This is a genomic window from Pedobacter africanus, from assembly GCF_040548825.1.
In the GTDB taxonomy this organism is placed as follows: domain Bacteria; phylum Bacteroidota; class Bacteroidia; order Sphingobacteriales; family Sphingobacteriaceae; genus Pedobacter; species Pedobacter africanus_A.
Window position 1 is genome coordinate 2,128,212 of record NZ_JBEPSL010000001.1, and the last position, 19,538, is coordinate 2,147,749.

14 protein-coding genes and 1 other RNA gene are annotated in these 19,538 nt (G+C 43.7%); 4 read left to right on the plus strand and 11 right to left on the minus strand.

Annotation, left to right across the window (positions count from 1 at the left end; all coding sequences use genetic code 11):
• From ABIE26_RS08815 to ABIE26_RS08830, 4 genes are all read right to left on the minus strand, one after another.
• A complete protein-coding gene (locus ABIE26_RS08815) occupies positions 1–78 on the minus strand; it encodes a potassium-transporting ATPase subunit F (protein WP_084240239.1) in 78 nt (25 codons plus the stop codon).
• 260 nt (positions 79–338) lie between these two features.
• Entirely contained in the window at positions 339–875 is a 537-nt protein-coding gene (locus tag ABIE26_RS08820; protein ID WP_310137806.1) for a pyridoxamine 5'-phosphate oxidase family protein, read from the minus strand.
• 85 nt (positions 876–960) lie between these two features.
• Positions 961–2,307, minus strand: coding sequence for a sigma-54-dependent transcriptional regulator (locus ABIE26_RS08825; protein ID WP_310141475.1), 1,347 nt, complete (start codon positions 2,305–2,307; stop codon positions 961–963).
• A gap of 20 nt (positions 2,308–2,327) precedes the next feature.
• Positions 2,328–3,281, minus strand: a complete 954-nt coding sequence (locus ABIE26_RS08830; RefSeq protein ID WP_310137803.1) for a hypothetical protein — start codon at positions 3,279–3,281, stop codon at positions 2,328–2,330.
• 197 nt (positions 3,282–3,478) lie between these two features.
• On the opposite strand from ABIE26_RS08830, the gene ABIE26_RS08835 reads away from it, so the two are divergent.
• Positions 3,479–4,132 carry an SCO family protein gene (locus tag ABIE26_RS08835; protein WP_310137801.1) on the plus strand — a complete coding sequence of 218 codons (654 nt, stop codon included), beginning with the start codon at positions 3,479–3,481 and terminating at the stop codon, positions 4,130–4,132.
• Positions 4,133–4,142: 10 nt separating this feature from the next.
• Complete coding sequence (locus ABIE26_RS08840) at positions 4,143–4,565, plus strand: c-type cytochrome (RefSeq protein WP_310137798.1); 423 nt, start codon at positions 4,143–4,145, stop codon at positions 4,563–4,565.
• 37 nt (positions 4,566–4,602) lie between these two features.
• Here ABIE26_RS08840 and ABIE26_RS08845 read toward each other — a convergent pair whose 3' ends face one another.
• From ABIE26_RS08845 to ABIE26_RS08855, 3 genes are all read right to left on the minus strand, one after another.
• Positions 4,603–5,910: a PepSY-associated TM helix domain-containing protein gene (locus tag ABIE26_RS08845; protein ID WP_310137795.1), complete on the minus strand. Its 1,308-nt coding sequence runs from the start codon at positions 5,908–5,910 to the stop codon at positions 4,603–4,605.
• A 149-nt stretch (positions 5,911–6,059) separates the two neighbouring features.
• Positions 6,060–7,283, minus strand: a complete 1,224-nt coding sequence (locus ABIE26_RS08850) for a DUF4374 domain-containing protein (RefSeq protein WP_310137792.1) — start codon at positions 7,281–7,283, stop codon at positions 6,060–6,062.
• Between the two features lies 1 nt (position 7,284).
• Positions 7,285–9,648, minus strand: coding sequence for a TonB-dependent receptor (locus ABIE26_RS08855; protein ID WP_310137790.1), 2,364 nt, complete (start codon positions 9,646–9,648; stop codon positions 7,285–7,287).
• A gap of 337 nt (positions 9,649–9,985) precedes the next feature.
• Between ABIE26_RS08855 and rnpB the strand changes: the two genes are divergently transcribed.
• An RNA gene (gene rnpB, locus ABIE26_RS08860) (RNase P RNA component class A) lies at positions 9,986–10,360 on the plus strand.
• A 72-nt stretch (positions 10,361–10,432) separates the two neighbouring features.
• Positions 10,433–11,839: a sigma-54-dependent transcriptional regulator gene (locus ABIE26_RS08865; protein WP_310137788.1), complete on the plus strand. Its 1,407-nt coding sequence runs from the start codon at positions 10,433–10,435 to the stop codon at positions 11,837–11,839.
• Between the two features lie 44 nt (positions 11,840–11,883).
• Here the strand turns inward: ABIE26_RS08865 and ABIE26_RS08870 are convergent, their stop codons facing one another.
• Genes ABIE26_RS08870 through ABIE26_RS08885 form a run of 4 tightly spaced genes read right to left on the minus strand, consistent with a single transcriptional unit; the run spans position 11,884 to position 19,376 of the window.
• Positions 11,884–13,206: a DUF3472 domain-containing protein gene (locus ABIE26_RS08870; protein ID WP_310137785.1), complete on the minus strand. Its 1,323-nt coding sequence runs from the start codon at positions 13,204–13,206 to the stop codon at positions 11,884–11,886.
• A gap of 10 nt (positions 13,207–13,216) precedes the next feature.
• Positions 13,217–14,176: a discoidin domain-containing protein gene (locus ABIE26_RS08875; protein WP_310137782.1), complete on the minus strand. Its 960-nt coding sequence runs from the start codon at positions 14,174–14,176 to the stop codon at positions 13,217–13,219.
• Between the two features lie 17 nt (positions 14,177–14,193).
• On the minus strand, positions 14,194–16,035 hold the full coding sequence (locus tag ABIE26_RS08880) for a RagB/SusD family nutrient uptake outer membrane protein (protein WP_310137780.1): 1,842 nt from the start codon (positions 16,033–16,035) through the stop codon (positions 14,194–14,196).
• Positions 16,036–16,043: 8 nt separating this feature from the next.
• Entirely contained in the window at positions 16,044–19,376 is a 3,333-nt protein-coding gene (locus tag ABIE26_RS08885; RefSeq protein ID WP_310137778.1) for a TonB-dependent receptor, read from the minus strand.
• Positions 19,377–19,538: the final 162 nt, after the last annotated feature.

A 19,538-nucleotide genomic window follows, 5' to 3' on the forward strand; every position in this document is an offset into this window, starting at 1 on the left:
TTAAAATTTTTCGGGTTTAATCAGCACGTAGATCATATAAATGAATACGGCAATAGCGATAAGGAATAATGCGATCATAATTTCTTAGATTTTTTCGAACCAGTCGATTGATTTGTAAAACACCCAGCATAAGATCAGCAGGGCAAGGAGCAAAAGAATTGTTAACATAATTGTCTCGTTTTTACATGCCTATAGCCAATTGGCATACCACAAGAAGCAAAAACAACATAAACAACTGAAAATCAATACAATAAAAGATTTACGAAACATCCAGATAACAAAAAACCCTTCCATTTTGGAAGGGTTTTTATCATTATGGAAGCTTAAGGAAATGCGCGTTAAATATGGATCTGTCCCTCTATTGAATCATCCAGTGTTTTACCAATTGCAGTCCCGATCATCATTTTAACACCTGCAACGAGGTTGCCATGCTTGTTATCCCAGTAATAGCCCGAAAATGGTACTACTTTTAACAGTGAAATGCGGGGATCATTCTCCCCTTCTGTAAACCACACTTTAAGGAAAGGGCTCCAGAGTTCCTTTATTTTGGCCTTATCATCGTGAATACTTGCTTCCGCGGTAAGATACAGGTAATCAGAATGCTTTGAGCCCTGAAAATAGAGTTTAACTTTTGAATCAAGTGCTACTTCTGCATTTACATGGCTGTCATTTGCACTGATGATCCATAAGTTCCCCTCATCATCTACCTGTTGGATGGTCATTGGTCTTACACCACCAGAGGGTCCGGAAGCCGGTTCTGTACAAAAAAAACAGGTCTCAGCTTGCGCTATTAGCGCCTTTATTTTTTTTACGGCTTCTTCGCGGCCTAAATTTTCTATAGTATCTTCCGGTTGATTTTTATTAATGCTGTTCATAGGAATAGGATTTAGATAAATTTCATTCCCTAATAAACACGTTGTAGATCGGAATGTTTCCTCTCTTTTAAGAAAATGAAATCGTTCAAATCACTGTGCTGATTTTCAGCTCTTCAATTTTGCGGTACAGGGTAGTCAGGCCAATTCCCAGCAATCTTGCAGTTTCTGTTTTGTTGCCGCGGGTGTATTTAAGTACTTTAATGATGTGCTGTTTTTCCACGGTTTCCATTTTTAAGGCATCAGCCTCTGGGATTTGTCCGCCAATATGAAACTCATAAGGCAGCAGGCTGCTGCTGAGTTCCTGCCCATCCGCCAGAATGGCTACACGTTCCATCACATTTTTCAATTCCCTGATGTTCCCTTTCCAGGCGTGTTTCATTAAAAGCGCTGCAAAGCTCTCGTCCATTTTAAAATCAGGCTTATTAACTTTTGCTGAGAACTCCTTCAGGTAGTGTTTGGCAATGGGCAATATATCGGTCCTGCGTTGCGACAATGGCGGCAGTTCTATAGAAAATACAGAAAGGCGGTAATACAGATCGAGCCGGAATTTGCCGGCCTCTGATTCTGTTTTCAGATCCCTGTTGGTAGCTGCTATAATACGTACATTTATCCTGGTGGTCTGCGTATCCCCCACTTTAATAAAAGTCTGGTTTTCCAATACCCTCAGCAATTTAGCTTGCAGGTCGAGGTTCATCTCTCCTATCTCGTCCAGAAAGATGGTACCTTCGTTGGCTTCTTCGAACAGGCCTTTTTTATCTTTAACAGCTCCGGTAAAGGCGCCTTGTTTATGCCCAAAAAGCTCACTTTCCAATAGTTCATGACTGAAGCCACTACAGTTTACAGCTACAAAAGGCTTCATTTTTCTGGGGCTTTCATAGTGTATGGCCTGTGCAAATACTTCTTTTCCTGTACCGGTTTCGCCCAGCAATAACACGGTCGTATCTGTTGATGCGACTTTACGCGCCAGATCTACCGCAGCTAAAATGGCCTTAGATTGCCCCAGAATACCTTCAAAGCTATATTTTTTAGCTACTCTGTTTTCAAGTTCGTTTACCCTGTATTGTAGTTTTGCCTTGTCCAGCGCCCTATATACCAGCGGAATGATCTTATCGTTATCATCGCCCTTGGTAATGTAATCAAAGGCGCCATTGCGCATGGCCATTACCCCATCGGCAATAGTACCAAATGCTGTAAGGTTGATTACCTCTGCATATGGTTTAACTTTTTTAATTTCCTTCACCAGCTCGACACCGTTAATGTCAGGCAATTTTACATCACTGAGTACCACATACACCTCTTGTGCGGCCAGGATTTTAAGTCCTTCCTTTCCTGTAGCAGCCTGAAAAACCTTAAAACCTTCCAGTTCTATGATCCTGGCCAGCAGACTGCTGATCTTTTGCTCATCATCAATAATTAGAACGGTATACTGCATGGCTAAAAATTTCAACAATATTAGTAATTATTCGAGACAAAGCTGCCTTGTGTGCTTTCTTCTGCCAGGTTAAAGCTAAAGGCTTCTGCCCTGAGGGTAAACTTGCAGTGAACATGGTTTTTTATGGTGTTTAAAATTTCCTTTACCGTATAGCTTTGATCGTAATGGATCTCCACCGTAAAGCGGCATTGCCCGGCCAGTTCAGGCGCATACAAACCGGTATGAATTTCAACAACTTCCATCCTTACCGGATTTGGAAGGTCCCTTTCAATAGGAAAAACATATGCTGAAAACCATTTGATGTCGTTTAATGCCGTACATAGGGCATTTGTGCCCTCAGCAAAAGGCACCAGGCTGTTGCGGGGATAAGCCACACAATCCAACACCATCAGCCGCTGCTCATTACTTTTGTTTTGGGGCGCAGTCGTATCTTGCTTATGCGGATCAAAAAGCATGGCTGTGCACAGGCAATTGCATTTGCGTTTGTTTTCAAGGATATTGTAATTTATGCAGCTTTTGCAGCCCTCCCAAAAACCTTCATCATGTGTGATCTCGGCAAAGCTAACCGGCTCAAAGCCAAGCTGGCTGTTCAATTTCATGATTGCGGCCCCCGAGGTGATGCTGAAAATCCTGGCTTCCGGATACATGCGGCGCGACATGCGGAAAATGCGCTCTTTAATCGCCCTGGCTACCCCTGCATTCCGAAATCGGGGCGCAACAATTAATCCGGAATTGGATACAAAGGCATTGTTTTCCCAAACCTCAAAATAAGAGAACCCTACCCATTCTCCTGTACCTGTAACCGCAATAACCGCTTTTCCGTTTTTCATTTTCCCGATAATACTTTCCACACTCCGTTTGGAAATGCCCGAGCCCCTCGCTATCGCCGAGGCTGCTGTCTCCTCCACAATTTCCTGTGCATACCTGCTGTCGTCTATATTCGCTATGCGAACAAATATCATTTGATTGTCCATGATTAAATTCAATTTTTCAGCAGGGCGTTTCAAAACAGGTGCCTGTTTCTTTCCTCAGGCCAAAAAGTGCAGTCTATGCCCATAAAATTATCTCTTATTTATTTCATGACCGTTTTATGGCAATAGCAGACCTTATCAAAATGGGAGGGTTAATTTCATTTTAGTTACCTTTGCCCATCTTCCAATAACACAACATCATGAAGTTAAAATTTTTCTTTCCACTGAGTTTTTTAATTGTTCCTGTCTTAATGCTTTCTTCCTGTCAGGATGCAAAGAAACTGCCTATATTAGGCCCCAGGGATGCCGAAACGGTTAAAAATGCTGATGGTACAAGCCGTGTAGACACGGTGTACCAGACCATCCCGGCGTTTCGTTTCTTAAACCAGGACAGTGTATATGTGACCAACGATAATTTTAAGGATAAGATCTATATTGCCGATTTCTTTTTTACTTCCTGCAGCAGCATCTGCCCTACCATGCACCGCAACATGAAAACCATATTCGATAAGTTTAAGGACAACCCGGATGTAATGTACCTTTCGCATACCATTGATTTTAAATACGATAAACCCTCTGTATTAAAGAAATATGCACAGAAGCTGGGTGTCGACAATGGTAAATGGCAATTTGTATGGGGCACGAAAGACAGTGTGTACAGCATCGCGGAAAAGAGTTACCTGGTTGCCGTAGCCGAAGATTCAACCGACAGGGACGGCTATATCCACCAGGGCTGGCTGGTATTGATAGACAAACAAAAACGTCTTCGCGGTACTTATGACGGCACAAAAACCGAGGATGTAGCCAAACTGATGAAAGACATTCCGGTTTTACTGGCAGAATATAAAAAGTAAAAAGTAAGCTATGCGCAGGTACTTCATCGGCACTTTATTCCTGCTTTCCATTGGTCTTGTTGTATTTTCCTGCCAGGATGCAGCCCAGGTAAAACAGGATGTTTATTACGTAAACGGCCGCGATCTGTACATCAGACATTGCCAGAACTGCCATGGCACCGATGGTGAGGGTCTGGGTACATTGACGCCCCCGCTTACAGATACCATCTTTTTAAAACAAAACCGGCAGAAACTGGCCTGTTTCATCAAAAATGGAATTAAGGAACCCATTACTGTAGGCGGACAGGTGTATGAAGGTACCATGCCTGATTTTGCTTCGCTGCACAATATTGACATTGCCCAGCTCCTGGTTTACATCAGCAATTCGTTTGGAAATAAGCAGGGTATGTATACACAGGAAGAAGTGGAGGCGGCACTCAAAAAGTGTAAGTAATCATTTATAAAAAAAGGAGAGTAAAAATCTCCTTTTTTTATAAGCTTTCGGCCAGTTCCGGCTTAACCGCTTCCTGTTTTTTCACAGCCTTCTGCAAAGGCTTATCCTGCCCCGAAGGCTTTTTCTTCTTTTTAAACTTCCGCCCGTACCAGATCAGAAAACCGGTAATGGGTAAACTCGCGCCGATCAAAGAAGCCAGAAATGCCAGCACTTTACCCGGGAACCCCAGGATACTGCCCACATGGATATCATAGTTCATTTTACGGAGCTTTACCGCAGCACTCGCATCTGCATAATCTACGGCATATGCATCTGCTCTTTTAAGTTCTGCCAGGGTATGCTGGTCGAAAGTATAACCCTTGCTGTTGTAAAACTGCCCCGCTGTTGGATATACGGTAATCCCTATCGTAGCTTTAGCCTTGGAAGTATCCGGAAAATTATAATAGAAACCCTGAGACTTTGGGTGTTGGGCAATTACCTTGTTCCAGGCCAGGTCCATTGCCACTTCAGGTGTATAATGTTTATTGAGTTGCAGGGAATCAGACTCCATACGTTTAAATTCGGCCAGTTTTTCTCCCCCCGAAGTTACCCAGTACAAACCTTCGCTATACCACTTGATACCATATACCATTCCGGTAAGTGCAATGGCCAGCAGGAAAAGCAGGGAATAGAAGCCCAGCACATTGTGCAGGTCCAGGTTTACCCGTTTAAAGGATGCGCCCCATTTAATTTTAAAGCTTTTATCGCGGGTAGATTTGCTCCATTTTTTTGGGTACCACCAGATCAGACCTGTAATAAGGAGCACCACAAAAACCATGGTTCCATAATTTACAATCGGCCTGCCAATTTCGTAGGGCATCCAAAGGAACCTGTGTCCGTTTAAGATGAACCTGAAGAAATCAGTTTCCCCTTTTTTGCGCACTTCTTTGCTGATGACCTCACCAGTATAGGGGTTGATTTTGAGCGTAACACCGCCACCCCTTCTTCCACCGCCGCGTTCGCCTTTTTCTTTTTTCTCAACCTTATCCCTAAGGTTAAGGTTGACGGTACGCCCCTGCTGGTAACTGGCATAAGCAGGAAGCTTATCTGGATAATCGCGCGCCACAAGGGCCGACAATTGCGCCGGGGTAATTACAGGTTTATCCTGCCGTTCTACTTTGGTTTCAGGTTCCAGTAAACCTTCTATCTCATCGTTAAAAACCCAGATACAGCCAGTTAAACAGACAATCAATACAATGATGCCCGATACAAGCCCCAGCCATAAGTGGAGCCATTTGTTGATCCTTGTAAAAAGAGAATCCTTGCTCTTCTTTTTTGCTGGGGTATTTTTGTTTGCCGGTACCATTCTGAAGATTGATTTGAATATAGATTGGTGTATTTATTTAGATTGAATATAATTAAGTCGCAAAGTAAAACAAATGTTAGCGTAAGCGCAATACTTATTTATAATTATTCCAGATAAATAAGTATTGCGCATTAAAACAATGAGCTAACTTATTGCAGGTGTTGAATAGCAGTGATGACGCCCCCCTCAACTTTTAAACCTCTGGTTGCTGTTGCCGTGCTTGCATCAATTTTGTACACATAACTGCCAGCTGAATTTGTGAGGTTTAGACCAAAGTAAGCGGTTCTACCATCTTTAGGTGTATAGTTATTGGTAGTGATGCTTGAGATGTCGGTAGCTTCAGGTAAGCCGGTCACCGGTTTTACTGTGCTGTTCACCACATTTACTATGGCCAGTTGTCTGCCTGTTGCATAGGCACCTTTTGCAGCTTTAGGCTGTACATGAGCTACAAAGTTATTGTTGCCTATATACAACCAGTTAGTGATCACATATCCATTTGAAGCTGTTTCAAAATTCATAAAATAGGTATTGTCAAATACTTCAGTACCAGATTTAATACGGGTAATTGCAGAAGGTTTGGTAGAAGTCATTACCCCTCCTGATTGTGCAACAGCGCTGGAGAAAGCGTATACGTCTCCGTTTTCAACAATACCAAGACCATCTACAAAATACCTTCCGATAAAGCTGGTACGTGTATCTTTGATCGTTTTCTCGTACTTCATATCTGGGTAAGAATATACCGCAATACCTGCATAATCAGGATAATCGGTATCAAATGATCTGTTCTTTATTCCAAGGAAAGGGGCATAAACTTTATTTCCTACCTGTTTGATCCAGCTGAAGTGGGCAATTTCGCCATTACCTGTAGGTTCAATTGCATTTACACTACCATCAGCTACAATAAGTAAGCTATTGGTATTCACCCGGTACCAGGTAGCCAGCGTATTACCGGTTGCAGCAATTGTTCTTGGGACTTTAAACATTAATATATCATCGTTTACCGGCGCAAAAGCCTGCACGGTTTCCGATTGGAAATTAGACAGTTTAGTCAATTTACCATTGGTAATGTTATAGGTAGTAACTGCGCCCGGATTACCCTGACCATACAGCATACTAAAAAACTTGTTGTTGCTGGTTACATAGTAGCGATAAGAACCGTCCTGCTCAATTCCATTTCCGGCGGTAGAAATTATTCCGGATTCCAGGCTTCCTGCCGTCAGCAGGTAATCGGCCACACCCGTTGTTGCAGCAGGTGTAACAGCCAGAATAAAATTACCCGGATTTTCAGGGACATCTTTATTATTTTTAGAGCATGAGGTTATCACCACAGCCAGACTGAGCGCAGTTAACGCTTTTGTAAAATTTGTTTTCATGTTATTTGTTGTTAAAGAAATATCTAAGATTTAAATAGAAAGCGCGACCTGGCTTTTGCAGGCTAAAATTGTCGTACATACGTTCATTGGTAATATTACGTGCCTCCAGGCCGATGTTATACCTTCCCTGGGCCATGCTGTACACAATGTTCAGGTCGTGGGAAAGCTGTGCAGGTACAACAAATTTGCTCGTCATATCTCTTTGTCCCCTGCTTGGCCAGTAAAGCCAGAATTCGTGCACATACATCAGGTTATAGCCTATGTTCAGGTTGTTGCCCTTTCTCCATACATTTTTCAATGCAACAGATACATCAGAATTCCCAAACAAGTAAGGAATGTTAGGCATTTGGTCGAGGTATACCGGGCTCAGGGTGCTTGTGCGGTTACCATTGTTGTCGTTCACATATTCCTCCAGGTTTTTGATCATCTGATAAGTAAATGTTGCACCAGCGCTTAACCAGCCTTTATAAGAATACCTGATTTCAGCATCCCCACCCCAGGCTTTTACCGCCTCCTTGTTGTCCAGGATGTTTTTGTTCTGATTGGGGGCAAATGTCATCATGATATAGTCATGGGCATACCGGTAAATTCCATTTGCGGCAATTGAAAACCGGTGATCTTTATTGAGTGCAAATCCATAGCTGAATCCTACGTTAAGGTTATCACTATTTTCTGGTCTCAAACCTGGGTTACCAATCAGGTTTTCCAGATCCCCGAATATATCGTTCGATTCCGGCAGGCGGTTAGCCAATTCATAAGAAGCCTTCAGCTGGAACCCAGGCCTTAAATAATAGCTTACCGCAGCGCCATACCCTATTCTATCAATTCCTGGCTGGCCGCCTCCATTGTCACTGTTGACCGACCTTTGTGTCAGTAACTTTCCGAAAACCGAGATGCTATATTTGTCTTTCAGATCGTAAGAATAACCTAAACCGATTACATTTTTGCTGAGTTTCTTCACGCGGTTGTTATCAGGGTTTGCAGGGTTTTCTTTGTCATTCACCTTCCTGTTAAAGGTGTTGTAAACATTATTCAGAGAGATGGAACTATTTTCGTTAAAGCGGTAACTGGCCATAGCAGTAGCCAATCCATTGTTGTTTCTGTATTTGGTCATGGTACGTCCCTGCTCCCCGCTGGAACCACTTGGCTTAAACACTCCATACCAGTCGAACCTCCCGCTTACGGTATCGATATTTTGCTCGTAGCCCAGGTTATAATTGGCATTGATGGTCAGGTCAAGCCCTTTTATCAGGTTTTCTTTCTTATATTTAAGGCTGGGCATCATGATGCTGCCCCGTCTGTGCCAGCCTCCATATACCACTGCCATACGCGCGCCCGTCTGCATTTCTTTGTAGTTTTTTCCCATGGTCATTCCCAATAAAAGTTTATCTGCAAAACTTTTATCGACCAGGCCCACATTGGCAATCAATGTTTCATTATGGTAGGTATCGTGAAATCGCGTTAAGACAGCTTCAGGTGCATAAGCACCGGTATTGACGTCAGCAGCTTCTATATGTACCTTATAATTGTTGTCAGAATAGTTCTGGAAAGCATTCAATTGTACCGTAAATCCATTTTTCGTGGTAGCAGCCGCGTTAATAACAGTTCTATGTGTATTGAAAGAACCATAAGAATAAGAAATGTCTGCGTAGTTACGGTAGTAATCACTGGTTACAATATTAATGGCTCCTCCCAAAGCATCAGAGCCCAGCCACATTGGAACCACTCCTTTATAAACCTCTACACGATCGGCAATGTTGATCGGAATGTTATTGATCTGAAAAGAGGACCCAAAATTGTCCATAGGAATCCCATCAATAAAGTACCTGATACGGTTCCCGGAAAAACCATTGATAGATAAATTGAAACTGGAACCTACACCTCCCGTTTCACGCACCCGTACGCCACCAACACGGTCAAGCGCACCAGATATATCCAGAGTAGTATTGTATAACTTTTTTGCATCAATAGCCGTGACATTAAATGCCTGCCGGTTCACTTCCTGCGCCTTGGTGCGGCCAACTACATTAACCGTTTCCATATTGTGCGCATCTTCTTCAAGACTGAAGTCAACATTTTGCGGCTGACCGGCTTCCATCTTTATGGTCTTCTTCCGGGTTTTAAAGCCAATTGCAGTAACACTTAGTGTATAACTACCGGGCTTTACATTGCTGATGCTATAATTTCCGTTTTCATCAGAGACGGCCCCATATGAGGAATTCTGGAGCCTGATTGTTGCTGCAGGAACTGCTGCGCCACTACTGCTTTTTACTTTTCCGCTAATGCCTGCCAGCTGTGCCTGGGCATTTGCAAAAAAAACATTGGCACATACTATGCCCAGCAGCAAAAATTTCTTAATTTGCATTACTTTTAACTACGATTAAAGGTGAACCGGGTTTTCCCGGGTTGAGCCGCACGGGTCCGAACCGTGTGGCTTTTTTTACACCGCAAATATAACGCTATTTAGATCAAGTCCAAATAAACTTGAAAAGAATTTAGTCCAATGCTACCCTACCCAGATAAAGACTGTCCGATACATCGGCCCTGTCGTTGGAAACAAATGCAATATAGGTCTCTACGTAAGTGCGTTGGCACCATCACGAATGCCTTCCAGATCCTATATGAAGTCATAATGACAAACTTCGTTTAGCTAATGTTAGCTTGTAGAAAATGTCCCGGAAGAAAATGGTATCTTTGCATAAAATGCAAGCTGTTCTACCGCTGTTCCTGTTTACAGGAAAAGAGGAAAGTCCGGGCAACACAGAGCATCCCGCTTCCTAACGGGAAGAGGTTCAGGAATGAATGCCTGAATTATGGAAAGTGCCGCAGAAAATACACCGCCAATGGCTCAGGCACAGGTAAGGTTGAAAACGTGAGGTAAGAGCTCACGATTGTTCCGGGTAACCGGGACACTGGTAAACCCCGGGAGTTGAAAGACCAAATAGGCTAACGCATGTAGGGCTGCTCGTCCGATGTTAGTGGGTAGGTCGTTAGAGATAAATGGTAACATTTATAGTAGATTAATGGTAGAATCCCGTTTACGGACACAGAACCCGGCTTACAGGCTTGCATTTTTATTATTTTATAAATGGGTTATTGATAATAAAAATTATATTAGTACCCAAACACAAAAATGATTGGCATTACCTATGGCAAAACTATTGATAATTGATGATGAAAGGGCAATAAGGAATACGCTCCGCGAGATTTTAGAATACGAAAACTACGAGGTTGAAGATATTGACAATGGTATAGACGGGCTGGACCTGATCAGGAAAAAGAAATATGACCTGGTGCTTTGCGACATAAAAATGAACAAGATGGACGGAATGGAAGTGCTGGAACAGGCACTTGCCTATAGTCCGGACCTCCCGTTTATCATGATATCCGGTCATGGCACAGTTGAAACTGCCATTGAGGCCAGTAAAAAGGGAGCTTTTGATTTCATTTCCAAACCGCCTGACCTGAACAGACTGCTGATCACGGTTAGAAATGCACTCGACAGAGGCACTTTAGTTACCGAAACCAAGGTCCTTAAAAGGAAAGCAAGCAAAACCAGGGATATCCTGGGCAGCTCTGAAAACATCAGTAAAATTAAGGAGACCATTGAAAGGGTGGCCCCTACCGAAGCACGTGTACTGATTACCGGCGCAAATGGTAGTGGTAAAGAACTGGTTGCCCGTTGGCTGCATGAAAAATCGCAGCGCGCTGAAAGTCCGCTGATAGAAGTAAACTGCGCGGCTATACCATCAGAACTGATCGAAAGCGAACTGTTTGGTCATGAGAAGGGTTCCTTTACTTCGGCGGTAAAACAACGCATTGGTAAATTTGAACTGGCCAATGGTGGTACACTTTTCCTGGATGAGATTGGGGACATGAGTCTTTCTGCACAGGCAAAAGTGTTGCGTGCCCTGCAGGAACATAAAATTACCCGCGTTGGTGGCGAAAAAGAGCTTGAAGTGAATGTGCGGGTACTTGCCGCGACAAATAAAGACCTACTAAAAGAGATTGAAGCAGGGAACTTCAGAATGGACTTGTACCACCGTCTGAATGTGATTAACATCCATGTTCCGCATTTGACAGAACGTACGGAAGACATTCCTGAAATTGCGCTCAACTTCCTGGAAGAGATTTGCAGGGATTACGGGATGCCGGTTAAAAAGATCAGTGATGGTGCTATGACAGCGCTTCAGGCATTGCCATGGACGGGTAACGTACGTGAACTGCACAACATGATAGAGCGTCTGATCATTTTGAGTGATAAGGTCATTACTGAAAATGATGTAATTGCCTTTGCAAATCCGGGCGGAGGCACCAACATTGGTTCAGCAAATTCGTCCAACGGACATGCGGGTGTTGTTTCGGGAGCAGCTGTTGATTACGATAAATTCAGCAATTTCCAGGATTATAAAGATCATGCAGAAAGAGAGTTCATCAAGTTTAAACTGGAGAAGAACAACTGGAATGTATCCAAAACAGCAGATGACATTGACATTCAGCGCAGTCACCTGTACAGCAAGATAGAGAAGTTTGGCCTTAAACGGGCCGCAGAATAGTAAAAAAGCCTCCCGGTATTCCAGGAGGCTTTTTTTATGATTTTCTAAGGCAGTGAGTTAAAGTCGATCACCGGCGCAGTTCCTGTAGCTGTACGGGTAAAAGTTTGCTTAACTTCTACAAAATCAGCAAAGAAACCACCGTTCTGCATATAAAAGCGGCCATTGGAAACACCGGCCGCATAATCTTTTCGCTGCCCATTGTTCACGGTAGCATCGCCTGTAAAATTGGCACTGGTAAGTTCCGTCCACATTCCTGAAGCAGTTCTTGCCCATTGGTTGTGGTATTCGGCTTTTCTGCCCATATAGCCGTTTACATCCCTGAAATTTTCCAGGAAAGAATAAACGCCTGTTAAATAGGTATTGGTATTTGGTCGTTTCCAGGTGACCATAAATCGCCACTGGTTCAATTCAGGTGCAAAAAACCAGGACGAGAATAACGTATTTCCTTGTCCGTCCGGTTTAGCCTGGGTAAGAAATTTATAAGTATTCCCGGCTACCCAGTTAAACAAAAGGTAAGATTGTCCACCCTCTCCTTCCCCGGTAAAGGTAGTTGCTACTACGTCTGCTCCTTTCCTGGTCCAGGTTGTTGTTCCATTGGCCGGGTTCCATACAGAAAACAGCACCCTTCTTTCTGTTGCAGAATTTACCTGGATACCAAAATAACCGCCATCAAAACCATTCGACATAAAGTAGCTCCCGATATTATCCTGTCCGGCAGGTACCGTAAGTTCACTATAAAACCATTCCGTATTTGCCGGAACGGGGTATTTCAGGTGAACAGAAGGGCCACGCCGCGACCAGTAAAAGTTATTCGCATCGTTGGCATACAGCACGTTTGAGGCTGTGGCAGTACCGCTGATTTCCAGGTCAGAAACATCGGCAAAATAGGTAGATGTTTTGGATACCCCCTGAAAATCGACCTTTACATAACCTGCACTGGTAACGTTCAGCGTGCCTACATCATAGGTAGTATAAGTTGCTCCCGAAAGATTTATAGTAAAAGGTGTGCCATTGATACTGAGTTTTACCACACTACTGCCGGAAGGTACACTGGCCTTCATTTTAACGCTTAAGCTGCCTGGTATCCCTAACCTGAAATAGGCCGTAAAAATACTATTTGGATTGGTCCAGCCAGCCATTTTGGTACCAGTTACAGTTTCCGAGCCACCTGTGCCAAGCGTGGTAACAAAGGCATTTCCTGCCATCGGCACAATTAATGATGGCCCTGCCGGATTAGGATTAACCGGTGTGGGTACGACAGGAAGCGGCTTTTCCTTATCCCCTTTTGATGCCCCGGCCTTCTTACAGGAAAGGGTGATCATAGCCATGAACAACATCAGGGCTATGATCAGGTTTTGGTTTTTCATAGGATTATGATCAATACCTGTAAACGGTAAACTCTGCCATGAAGGTTACATCCTGCTTACCCTCGAGCAGCGTTGCCCTGATCTGCCTCAGGTACTGCCTGGTGATGGGATATTCCTGGAAGCTTTTTACAGCTGGATCAAAAGCCAGGTTATCGCCGAGCAGGATCCAGTTCGTGCCATCCAACGTACCTTCAAGTTTGAATTTGGTAAAGCCATTGGCATTGTTCTGCCTTGCTGCAATGGCTACTTTAGTTACATATATGGGTTGAAGCATATCAAAATTCAGCCAGTGCGGGTAACTGCTTCTTGGCAATGGCGAATACCTGGAATGCCATATGGTAGCCAGATTGCCATCTATTAGTGCAGAAGCCAGACCTGTAGATTCGCCTGTAACCTGTTCTGTCGATGCTGTGGCAATCCAGCCTGTGGTTGTGGCAGGGATTTCTTCCAGCTTTGGTGCGACGATAAAAATGGTCTTTGCCAAAGGGCTGATGGTATATCCTGAAGCATCGGTGATGGTTAAAGGCAGACAATAGCTTTTGTCGGAACTGAATTTTTTGGAGAAGTATTTGATGCTGACCAGATCGGACGACATTCCACCTTTCGGAATGGTAACTTCCAGTTTGCCCATCTGGTAGGCATCTGTCGGAAATTTCTCATAGGGTGGCAGGGCCGAATTGACACGGATGGCGTTGATGCTATCCAGGGCTTTTAAATCAACAGAGAATCTGACACCGATACTGTTTGCAGGAAGTCCCAATGCGCCGAAGCCTGCGCCAAAAGTAAATTCACGGGCGTCATCGGTATAGGGGAATATGGTTAAATTCTGCACACCTTTGTTTGCCCGGCCAATAAATATCTGCGCCCCCTCCTTGGAATCGGTTTCGAGTTGATAGGCATCATTTGTTTTGCATGCACAAAGGCATAGCACAGCAAACAGCAGAAACAGGTTATATTTTTTAGTATTCATGTTTTTATAATAAATGGTTAATAGCCTGGGAACTGGACTAATTGTTTGTTTCTATCGGCTTCGTTCTGGCCATAGGGCATGAAATAATATCTTCTTTGCCATGGTGCCCTGTTAATTACCGGAGTACGTTTATGAAAGGCTGGATCTGAAAGCGAGGTTCCGGCATCCATGTTCATTCCAAAAAATGCCCCGCCCTGGTTAGAACCTACCTGATCGGCAATCTTCCATCTGCGCACGTCAAAATAACGGTGTGCTCCTTCAAAACACAATTCAATACGTCTTTCCAGGCGGATTTGCTTACGCATTTCCTGTTGGTCTGCTCCGGCCAGTAACCCAGGCAAGCCCCCTCTTACACGAACTTCATTCAGATATTTTAAAATATCCGGATTCCCTGGTTCTGCCTCATTCAATGCCTCTGCATAATTTAGGTACAATTCTGCCAGCCGGATGAGCATGGCAGGCCTGGCAACGTTTGCTGCTGGGTTTACACTGTAAGTGGGATGTATGTTCTTACGAGCTACATAACCTGTTTTCGGCCAGTCTCTCGGCGCCCCCGCCTTTCCGGAAGTACCGGAATTGAAAAATTCTACCCTGGCATTGTTCGTTCCGGTTTTGGCGACACCCGGGTTAACTGCGCCATTAAAAGTAATATCTACATAAAAACGTGCTTCACGACCGGTGTACATCGTATTTGTTCCGGCAACATAATATAAAGTGGCTGGCTTATTATAGGTATTTTCATTATAAGCAGGGTTGCCAGCTATCGGTGAGCCGTCACCCATCCTGAAATCATCCACCAGACTTTGCACTACACCTAAGCCATTATACCCTGTACCTTGTGTAGAACGGGGTGCAACACGGATTTCCCATGAACCGTTGGCGCTTGATGGTCTTAACCATATGCCTTCTGTTTTCCAGCCATCCCAGTAGAGGTTCCTGCAGGAAAGAAAAGCTGCTCTAAAAGGATCATTGTCTGCTGCCTTATAAATCCCTTTACCATTAGAAGAAGCAATATCTATGGCCTGTTTCGCTGCATCTGCAGCTTTCTTCCATCGTGTTGCATCATATACCGGGTTGATCAGTACTTTGCCATCCAGGTTTTTAAAATCGGAGAATTCGGGATTACCATTGTAAAGCGGACTTGCGTGATACAGCAGGATTTGAGATTCCAAAGCTGTAGCGATAATCTTATTGATCCTACCTGTCTGTGTAGCGTCCAGATCGGTGGTACTGCCTACTACATAATTATTTAGCGGCAGGTCGGCCTTAGCGGCAGCAATTTCTTGTAACACAAAGGCCACACATTCATCCCATGAACTTCTTGGAATCTGAAAATCATCCGAAGGCGCTGCAGATTTTAAAGGCATGATCACTACAGGCCCCAGCTCTTTCATCAGCATCCAATAGTAGAATGCGCGTAAAAAACGTGCCTCGCCTTTATATTGTTTAATCAGTTCAGGGCCATTAACCAGGTTTAGGATTTCCTGATTGCCATCTACCCTTTCCAGAAAAATAGTAGCCGCGCGGATACGCTCGTAATAGGAAGCAAACCTTGTTGGCGTATTGCTGGGTGATAAGGCCCCACTTACTATTGCCGGTGTGTTCCAGTTGGAAGCATCCATCTCATCGGTGGTGGTATGAAATACATAACCAAAGTTATCCAGATTCCAGGGATCAGGAATCATCGAATACAAGCCTGCAAGCCAGTTTTCTGTCTGTCCCCGGTTGGCAAAAATATCTTCTACCTTGATCAGGTTGTCAGGAACAGTATCAAAATATCCCTTTTTACAGCCCAATGGTAAAATTGTGGCCACACATAACAATGCGGCAAATATTTTATTTATCTTCTTAGTTCTCATGGCTTCTGTTATTGAAAATTAGCACGTAAACCCATATTGTAAGTTGTAATGTTGGGATAGCTGGCGCCCCTGCCATCGCCCAGTTCAGGATCCCAGAATTTCCACTTGGAAAATGTCAGCAGGTTGGTGCCGTTGGCAAATAACCGCAGGCGTTTTATGGCTATTTTCTGCAATAGTCTGTTGTTAAATGTATAACCGATCTCAGCGCTCTTCAGGCGGATATAATCAGCACGTTTTACCCACCAGGTACTGGTGTTATAATTGGTTGTGATATCCTGGTTGGTAGATAAACGCGGATAAAATGCATTTGGGTTAGGGTTTTCCGGTGTCCAGCGATCATTAATAGTGGTATATACGTTTCCATAAGACGGCCCCTGAGAAAAAGGAGTAGTACCAAAACCACTGGCATAACTAAAATCTACGAGGGCTGCCCCCTGGAAAAACAAGCTGATGTCGAACTTTTTAAAACCACCGCCCAGATTTAGTCCGTAAATGATGCGTGGCACAGCACCATAACCAATTGCAGTCTGGTCGTTTGAGTTGATAATTCCATCTCCATTCAGATCTTTGTAACGAATGTCGCCCGGTCTTACATCCCCACTCTGTACAGCAGCATTGTCTACCTCGTCCTGATCTTTAAATAAACCGGTAGCGATATAACCGAAACGTTGACTGATGGGCTGACCAATGCGATTCAGATAATCGTAACGCCAAGGTGGTAAACCGTCAAATTCGGCCAGGTTTTGATTGTAATTAAAGGTTCCCCTAAAACTGAAAAAGCTTTCAGTAGAAAAATTCCTGGTATAATTCAATGTTGCATCTATCCCCTTATTACTGGTAGCGCCTATATTGTTGTAGGGAATATTGCCTACCGTAAGCCCAGAATTGTATGGGATGGTATAAGTAGGCAATAGTATTCCTCTTCTCTCTTCATTAAACAACTCTACAATCAGCTGAAGGTCGTCTTTAAGGAAGTTCATTTCAATACCCAGATTCTGCCGGTAAGAACTTTCCCATTTCACGTCACCACCTATACGGCTTTCACCATAACCTGCATAATTCCTCGTAGAACCTGGGTCTCCAAAGGTATAATCATAACCGGTATTGGCCAGGGTGTTAAGGTAAAGGAACCTCAGGTCAGGACGATCGACTGCAGCGTTTCCGGATTTCCCATAGGTATAACGCAACTTAAAATGCGAGAATACACTTTTAAAAGGTTCAAAAAAACTCTCGTTAGATACGATCCAGCCCGCACCGATAGAAGGGAAAAAGCCGTAGCGTTTGCTTGGTATAAAATTGTCTGAACCAGAATAAGAGAAATTAGCTTCAGCAAAATACCGGTCTTTATAACCATAGGTAGTCCGCCCAACAAAATTACGCTGACGGTAAGGAATGGCGGCCTTATAGCCGTAATCATTTACCCTTCTGGTGGCATCAGAATAATCTGACTGGTTAAAAAGTGCCAGACCTGAGACATCATGATCACCGAATTTCCGCGAATAATTTAAGGAAACCTCGTTGTAGAAGCGCCTGTCGCCAAATCTTGAATAATCGAAACCAAGGTCTGCAGTGCCGGCGGTACTTATAGAGGTAATAAGGTTTCCATTTGCATCTCTGCCGCTGGCAAAATAAGTCTGCAAAGTTCTTTTCCTGTCGAGGTTATTGGTTACGTTTACATCAAAAGCAAACAGTGCTGAAAGATTTAAACCTTTGGTAATGAAGTTCAGTTCCTGCGACACTTTAAGGTTGGAGCGAACCGAATTGTTATAAGTATTGGTTACTCCAGACTGCGTGAGGCCCATTAAGGGACTAAACAAAGTTCCAGGCAGTTGCGGCCATTGACCATTGGAATACCTTGCGGGAATAATATGCGGTGCAGAACTGGTGGCCAATGCAAAAAGCAGGTCTACACCATAGCCCGGCTGGTTTACATTGGAGATATAACCATTGATACCAAAATCGAGCTTGGTAGTACCTGTAATGTTTACCCCTACGTTACTGGTAAAATTGAAACGATCAAGTTTTAAGGTAGAGTTGTACGACTGCACCTCATCACGCTTAAACATTCCCACCTCACCATAATAACCTGCTGAAATATAGTAGCTGGCACTTTCTGAACCACCCCTTACATTTAGGCCAAACCTGTTGTTTCTTCCATATTTATTGAACAGGGTATTGTACCAGTTAACATTTGGATAGAGATCCGGATCTTCGCCGGATATGTGCTTGGCGATACGATCTTCAGTATACAAAGGCGTCCGTCCCCGCATGGTAAGCCCTTCGTTGTATAAAGTCATAAAAGCCGGCGCATCCAGAAATTCGGGTAGTTCTGTAAATTTACTGACACCCTGATTGGCCTCGGCATTAATAGTTGGCTTGCCTGCTTTACCTTTTTTAGTAATGATTATGATGACGCCATTAGCCCCTCTTGTTCCATAAACGGCAGTCGCGGAAGCATCTTTTAAAACCGTAAAACTCTCTATGTCCTCCGGATCTATATTATTGATAGAACGATCCGGCACTCCATCCACTACCAGTAAAGGTGAAGAAGGACTATTGGTAAATGTGGCAATACCTCGAATAAAAATATCGGAACCATCTGCACCAGGTGCCCCACTCCGCTGGTAGGCTACAACACCCGCCAGGCGACCTGCTATGGCAGAGGTTAAATCGCGTACAGGAAGCTTCAACTCCTCCGGCTTTAAGGTTACCTGGGCACCAACCAAACTGGCTTTCTTTTGTCTGCCAAAACCAACAACAGCTACTTCCGCCAGACTGCCTTCTTCAGGTTCCAGGGTAATGTTCAGATCTACCCTGTTTCTAACAGGTACAGCCTGCTTTTTATAACCTATATAAGAGAATTCGAGGGTATCAGTAGGTTCTACTTCGATTGTATATTTACCTGCATTGTTGGTTACCGTTCCACTTTGCTCGCCCTTAACCTTTACACTCACACCAGGAATCGGGTTGGACAGTTCATCTTTTACAGTACCTGAAATCTTCAATGGCTTTGCACTGTTTTTGAGCCGGTACACTGGTTCTGCAGCCTTTTCTTTGACCACTATAGATTTTCCCATCAGGGTGAAAGTCAGCGGACCTTTGTCCAGTACTTTCTCCAGTGCATCTTCCAGCGTTACCGCTTTCAGGCTTAATGTCACCGGTTTTATCTTATCCATATCGGTAGACAGGATGATGATGTTGTAGCCAGACTGTTTATGGATGGCTTTGAGCACATTGTTCAAAGGCATATTGCTAACATTCAGCGTAATTTTTCGTTGCGCTATGCTGGCTGCACTGACTTGCAGTAATGCCGATATTAACAAAATTATGGTCAACTTCATTGCTAATAGAATTTTCTTGTTCATACAGAGGCTCCTATATAAACCAGACAAATAAATTTTCATACATTTGGTTAGTTTTGGTCAACGATTACGCATGGCATTTCCGTGCCGAAGGGTAATCAGATTCGATTAATTGTTTTGTCAGACTGTTTTGAGAAGGAT

Coding starts and splice junctions, on each gene's coding strand:
- ABIE26_RS08815 (WP_084240239.1), bottom strand. CDS start 78: ATGATCGCATTATTCCTTATCGCTATTGCCGTATTCATTTATATGATC.
- ABIE26_RS08820 (WP_310137806.1), bottom strand. CDS start 875: ATGAACAGCATTAATAAAAATCAACCGGAAGATACTATAGAAAATTTA.
- ABIE26_RS08825 (WP_310141475.1), bottom strand. CDS start 2,307: ATGCAGTATACCGTTCTAATTATTGATGATGAGCAAAAGATCAGCAGT.
- ABIE26_RS08830 (WP_310137803.1), bottom strand. CDS start 3,281: ATGGACAATCAAATGATATTTGTTCGCATAGCGAATATAGACGACAGC.
- ABIE26_RS08835 (WP_310137801.1), top strand. CDS start 3,479: ATGAAGTTAAAATTTTTCTTTCCACTGAGTTTTTTAATTGTTCCTGTC.
- ABIE26_RS08840 (WP_310137798.1), top strand. CDS start 4,143: ATGCGCAGGTACTTCATCGGCACTTTATTCCTGCTTTCCATTGGTCTT.
- ABIE26_RS08845 (WP_310137795.1), bottom strand. CDS start 5,910: ATGGTACCGGCAAACAAAAATACCCCAGCAAAAAAGAAGAGCAAGGAT.
- ABIE26_RS08850 (WP_310137792.1), bottom strand. CDS start 7,283: ATGAAAACAAATTTTACAAAAGCGTTAACTGCGCTCAGTCTGGCTGTG.
- ABIE26_RS08855 (WP_310137790.1), bottom strand. CDS start 9,648: ATGCAAATTAAGAAATTTTTGCTGCTGGGCATAGTATGTGCCAATGTT.
- ABIE26_RS08865 (WP_310137788.1), top strand. CDS start 10,433: ATGGCAAAACTATTGATAATTGATGATGAAAGGGCAATAAGGAATACG.
- ABIE26_RS08870 (WP_310137785.1), bottom strand. CDS start 13,206: ATGAAAAACCAAAACCTGATCATAGCCCTGATGTTGTTCATGGCTATG.
- ABIE26_RS08875 (WP_310137782.1), bottom strand. CDS start 14,176: ATGAATACTAAAAAATATAACCTGTTTCTGCTGTTTGCTGTGCTATGC.
- ABIE26_RS08880 (WP_310137780.1), bottom strand. CDS start 16,035: ATGAGAACTAAGAAGATAAATAAAATATTTGCCGCATTGTTATGTGTG.
- ABIE26_RS08885 (WP_310137778.1), bottom strand. CDS start 19,376: ATGAAGTTGACCATAATTTTGTTAATATCGGCATTACTGCAAGTCAGT.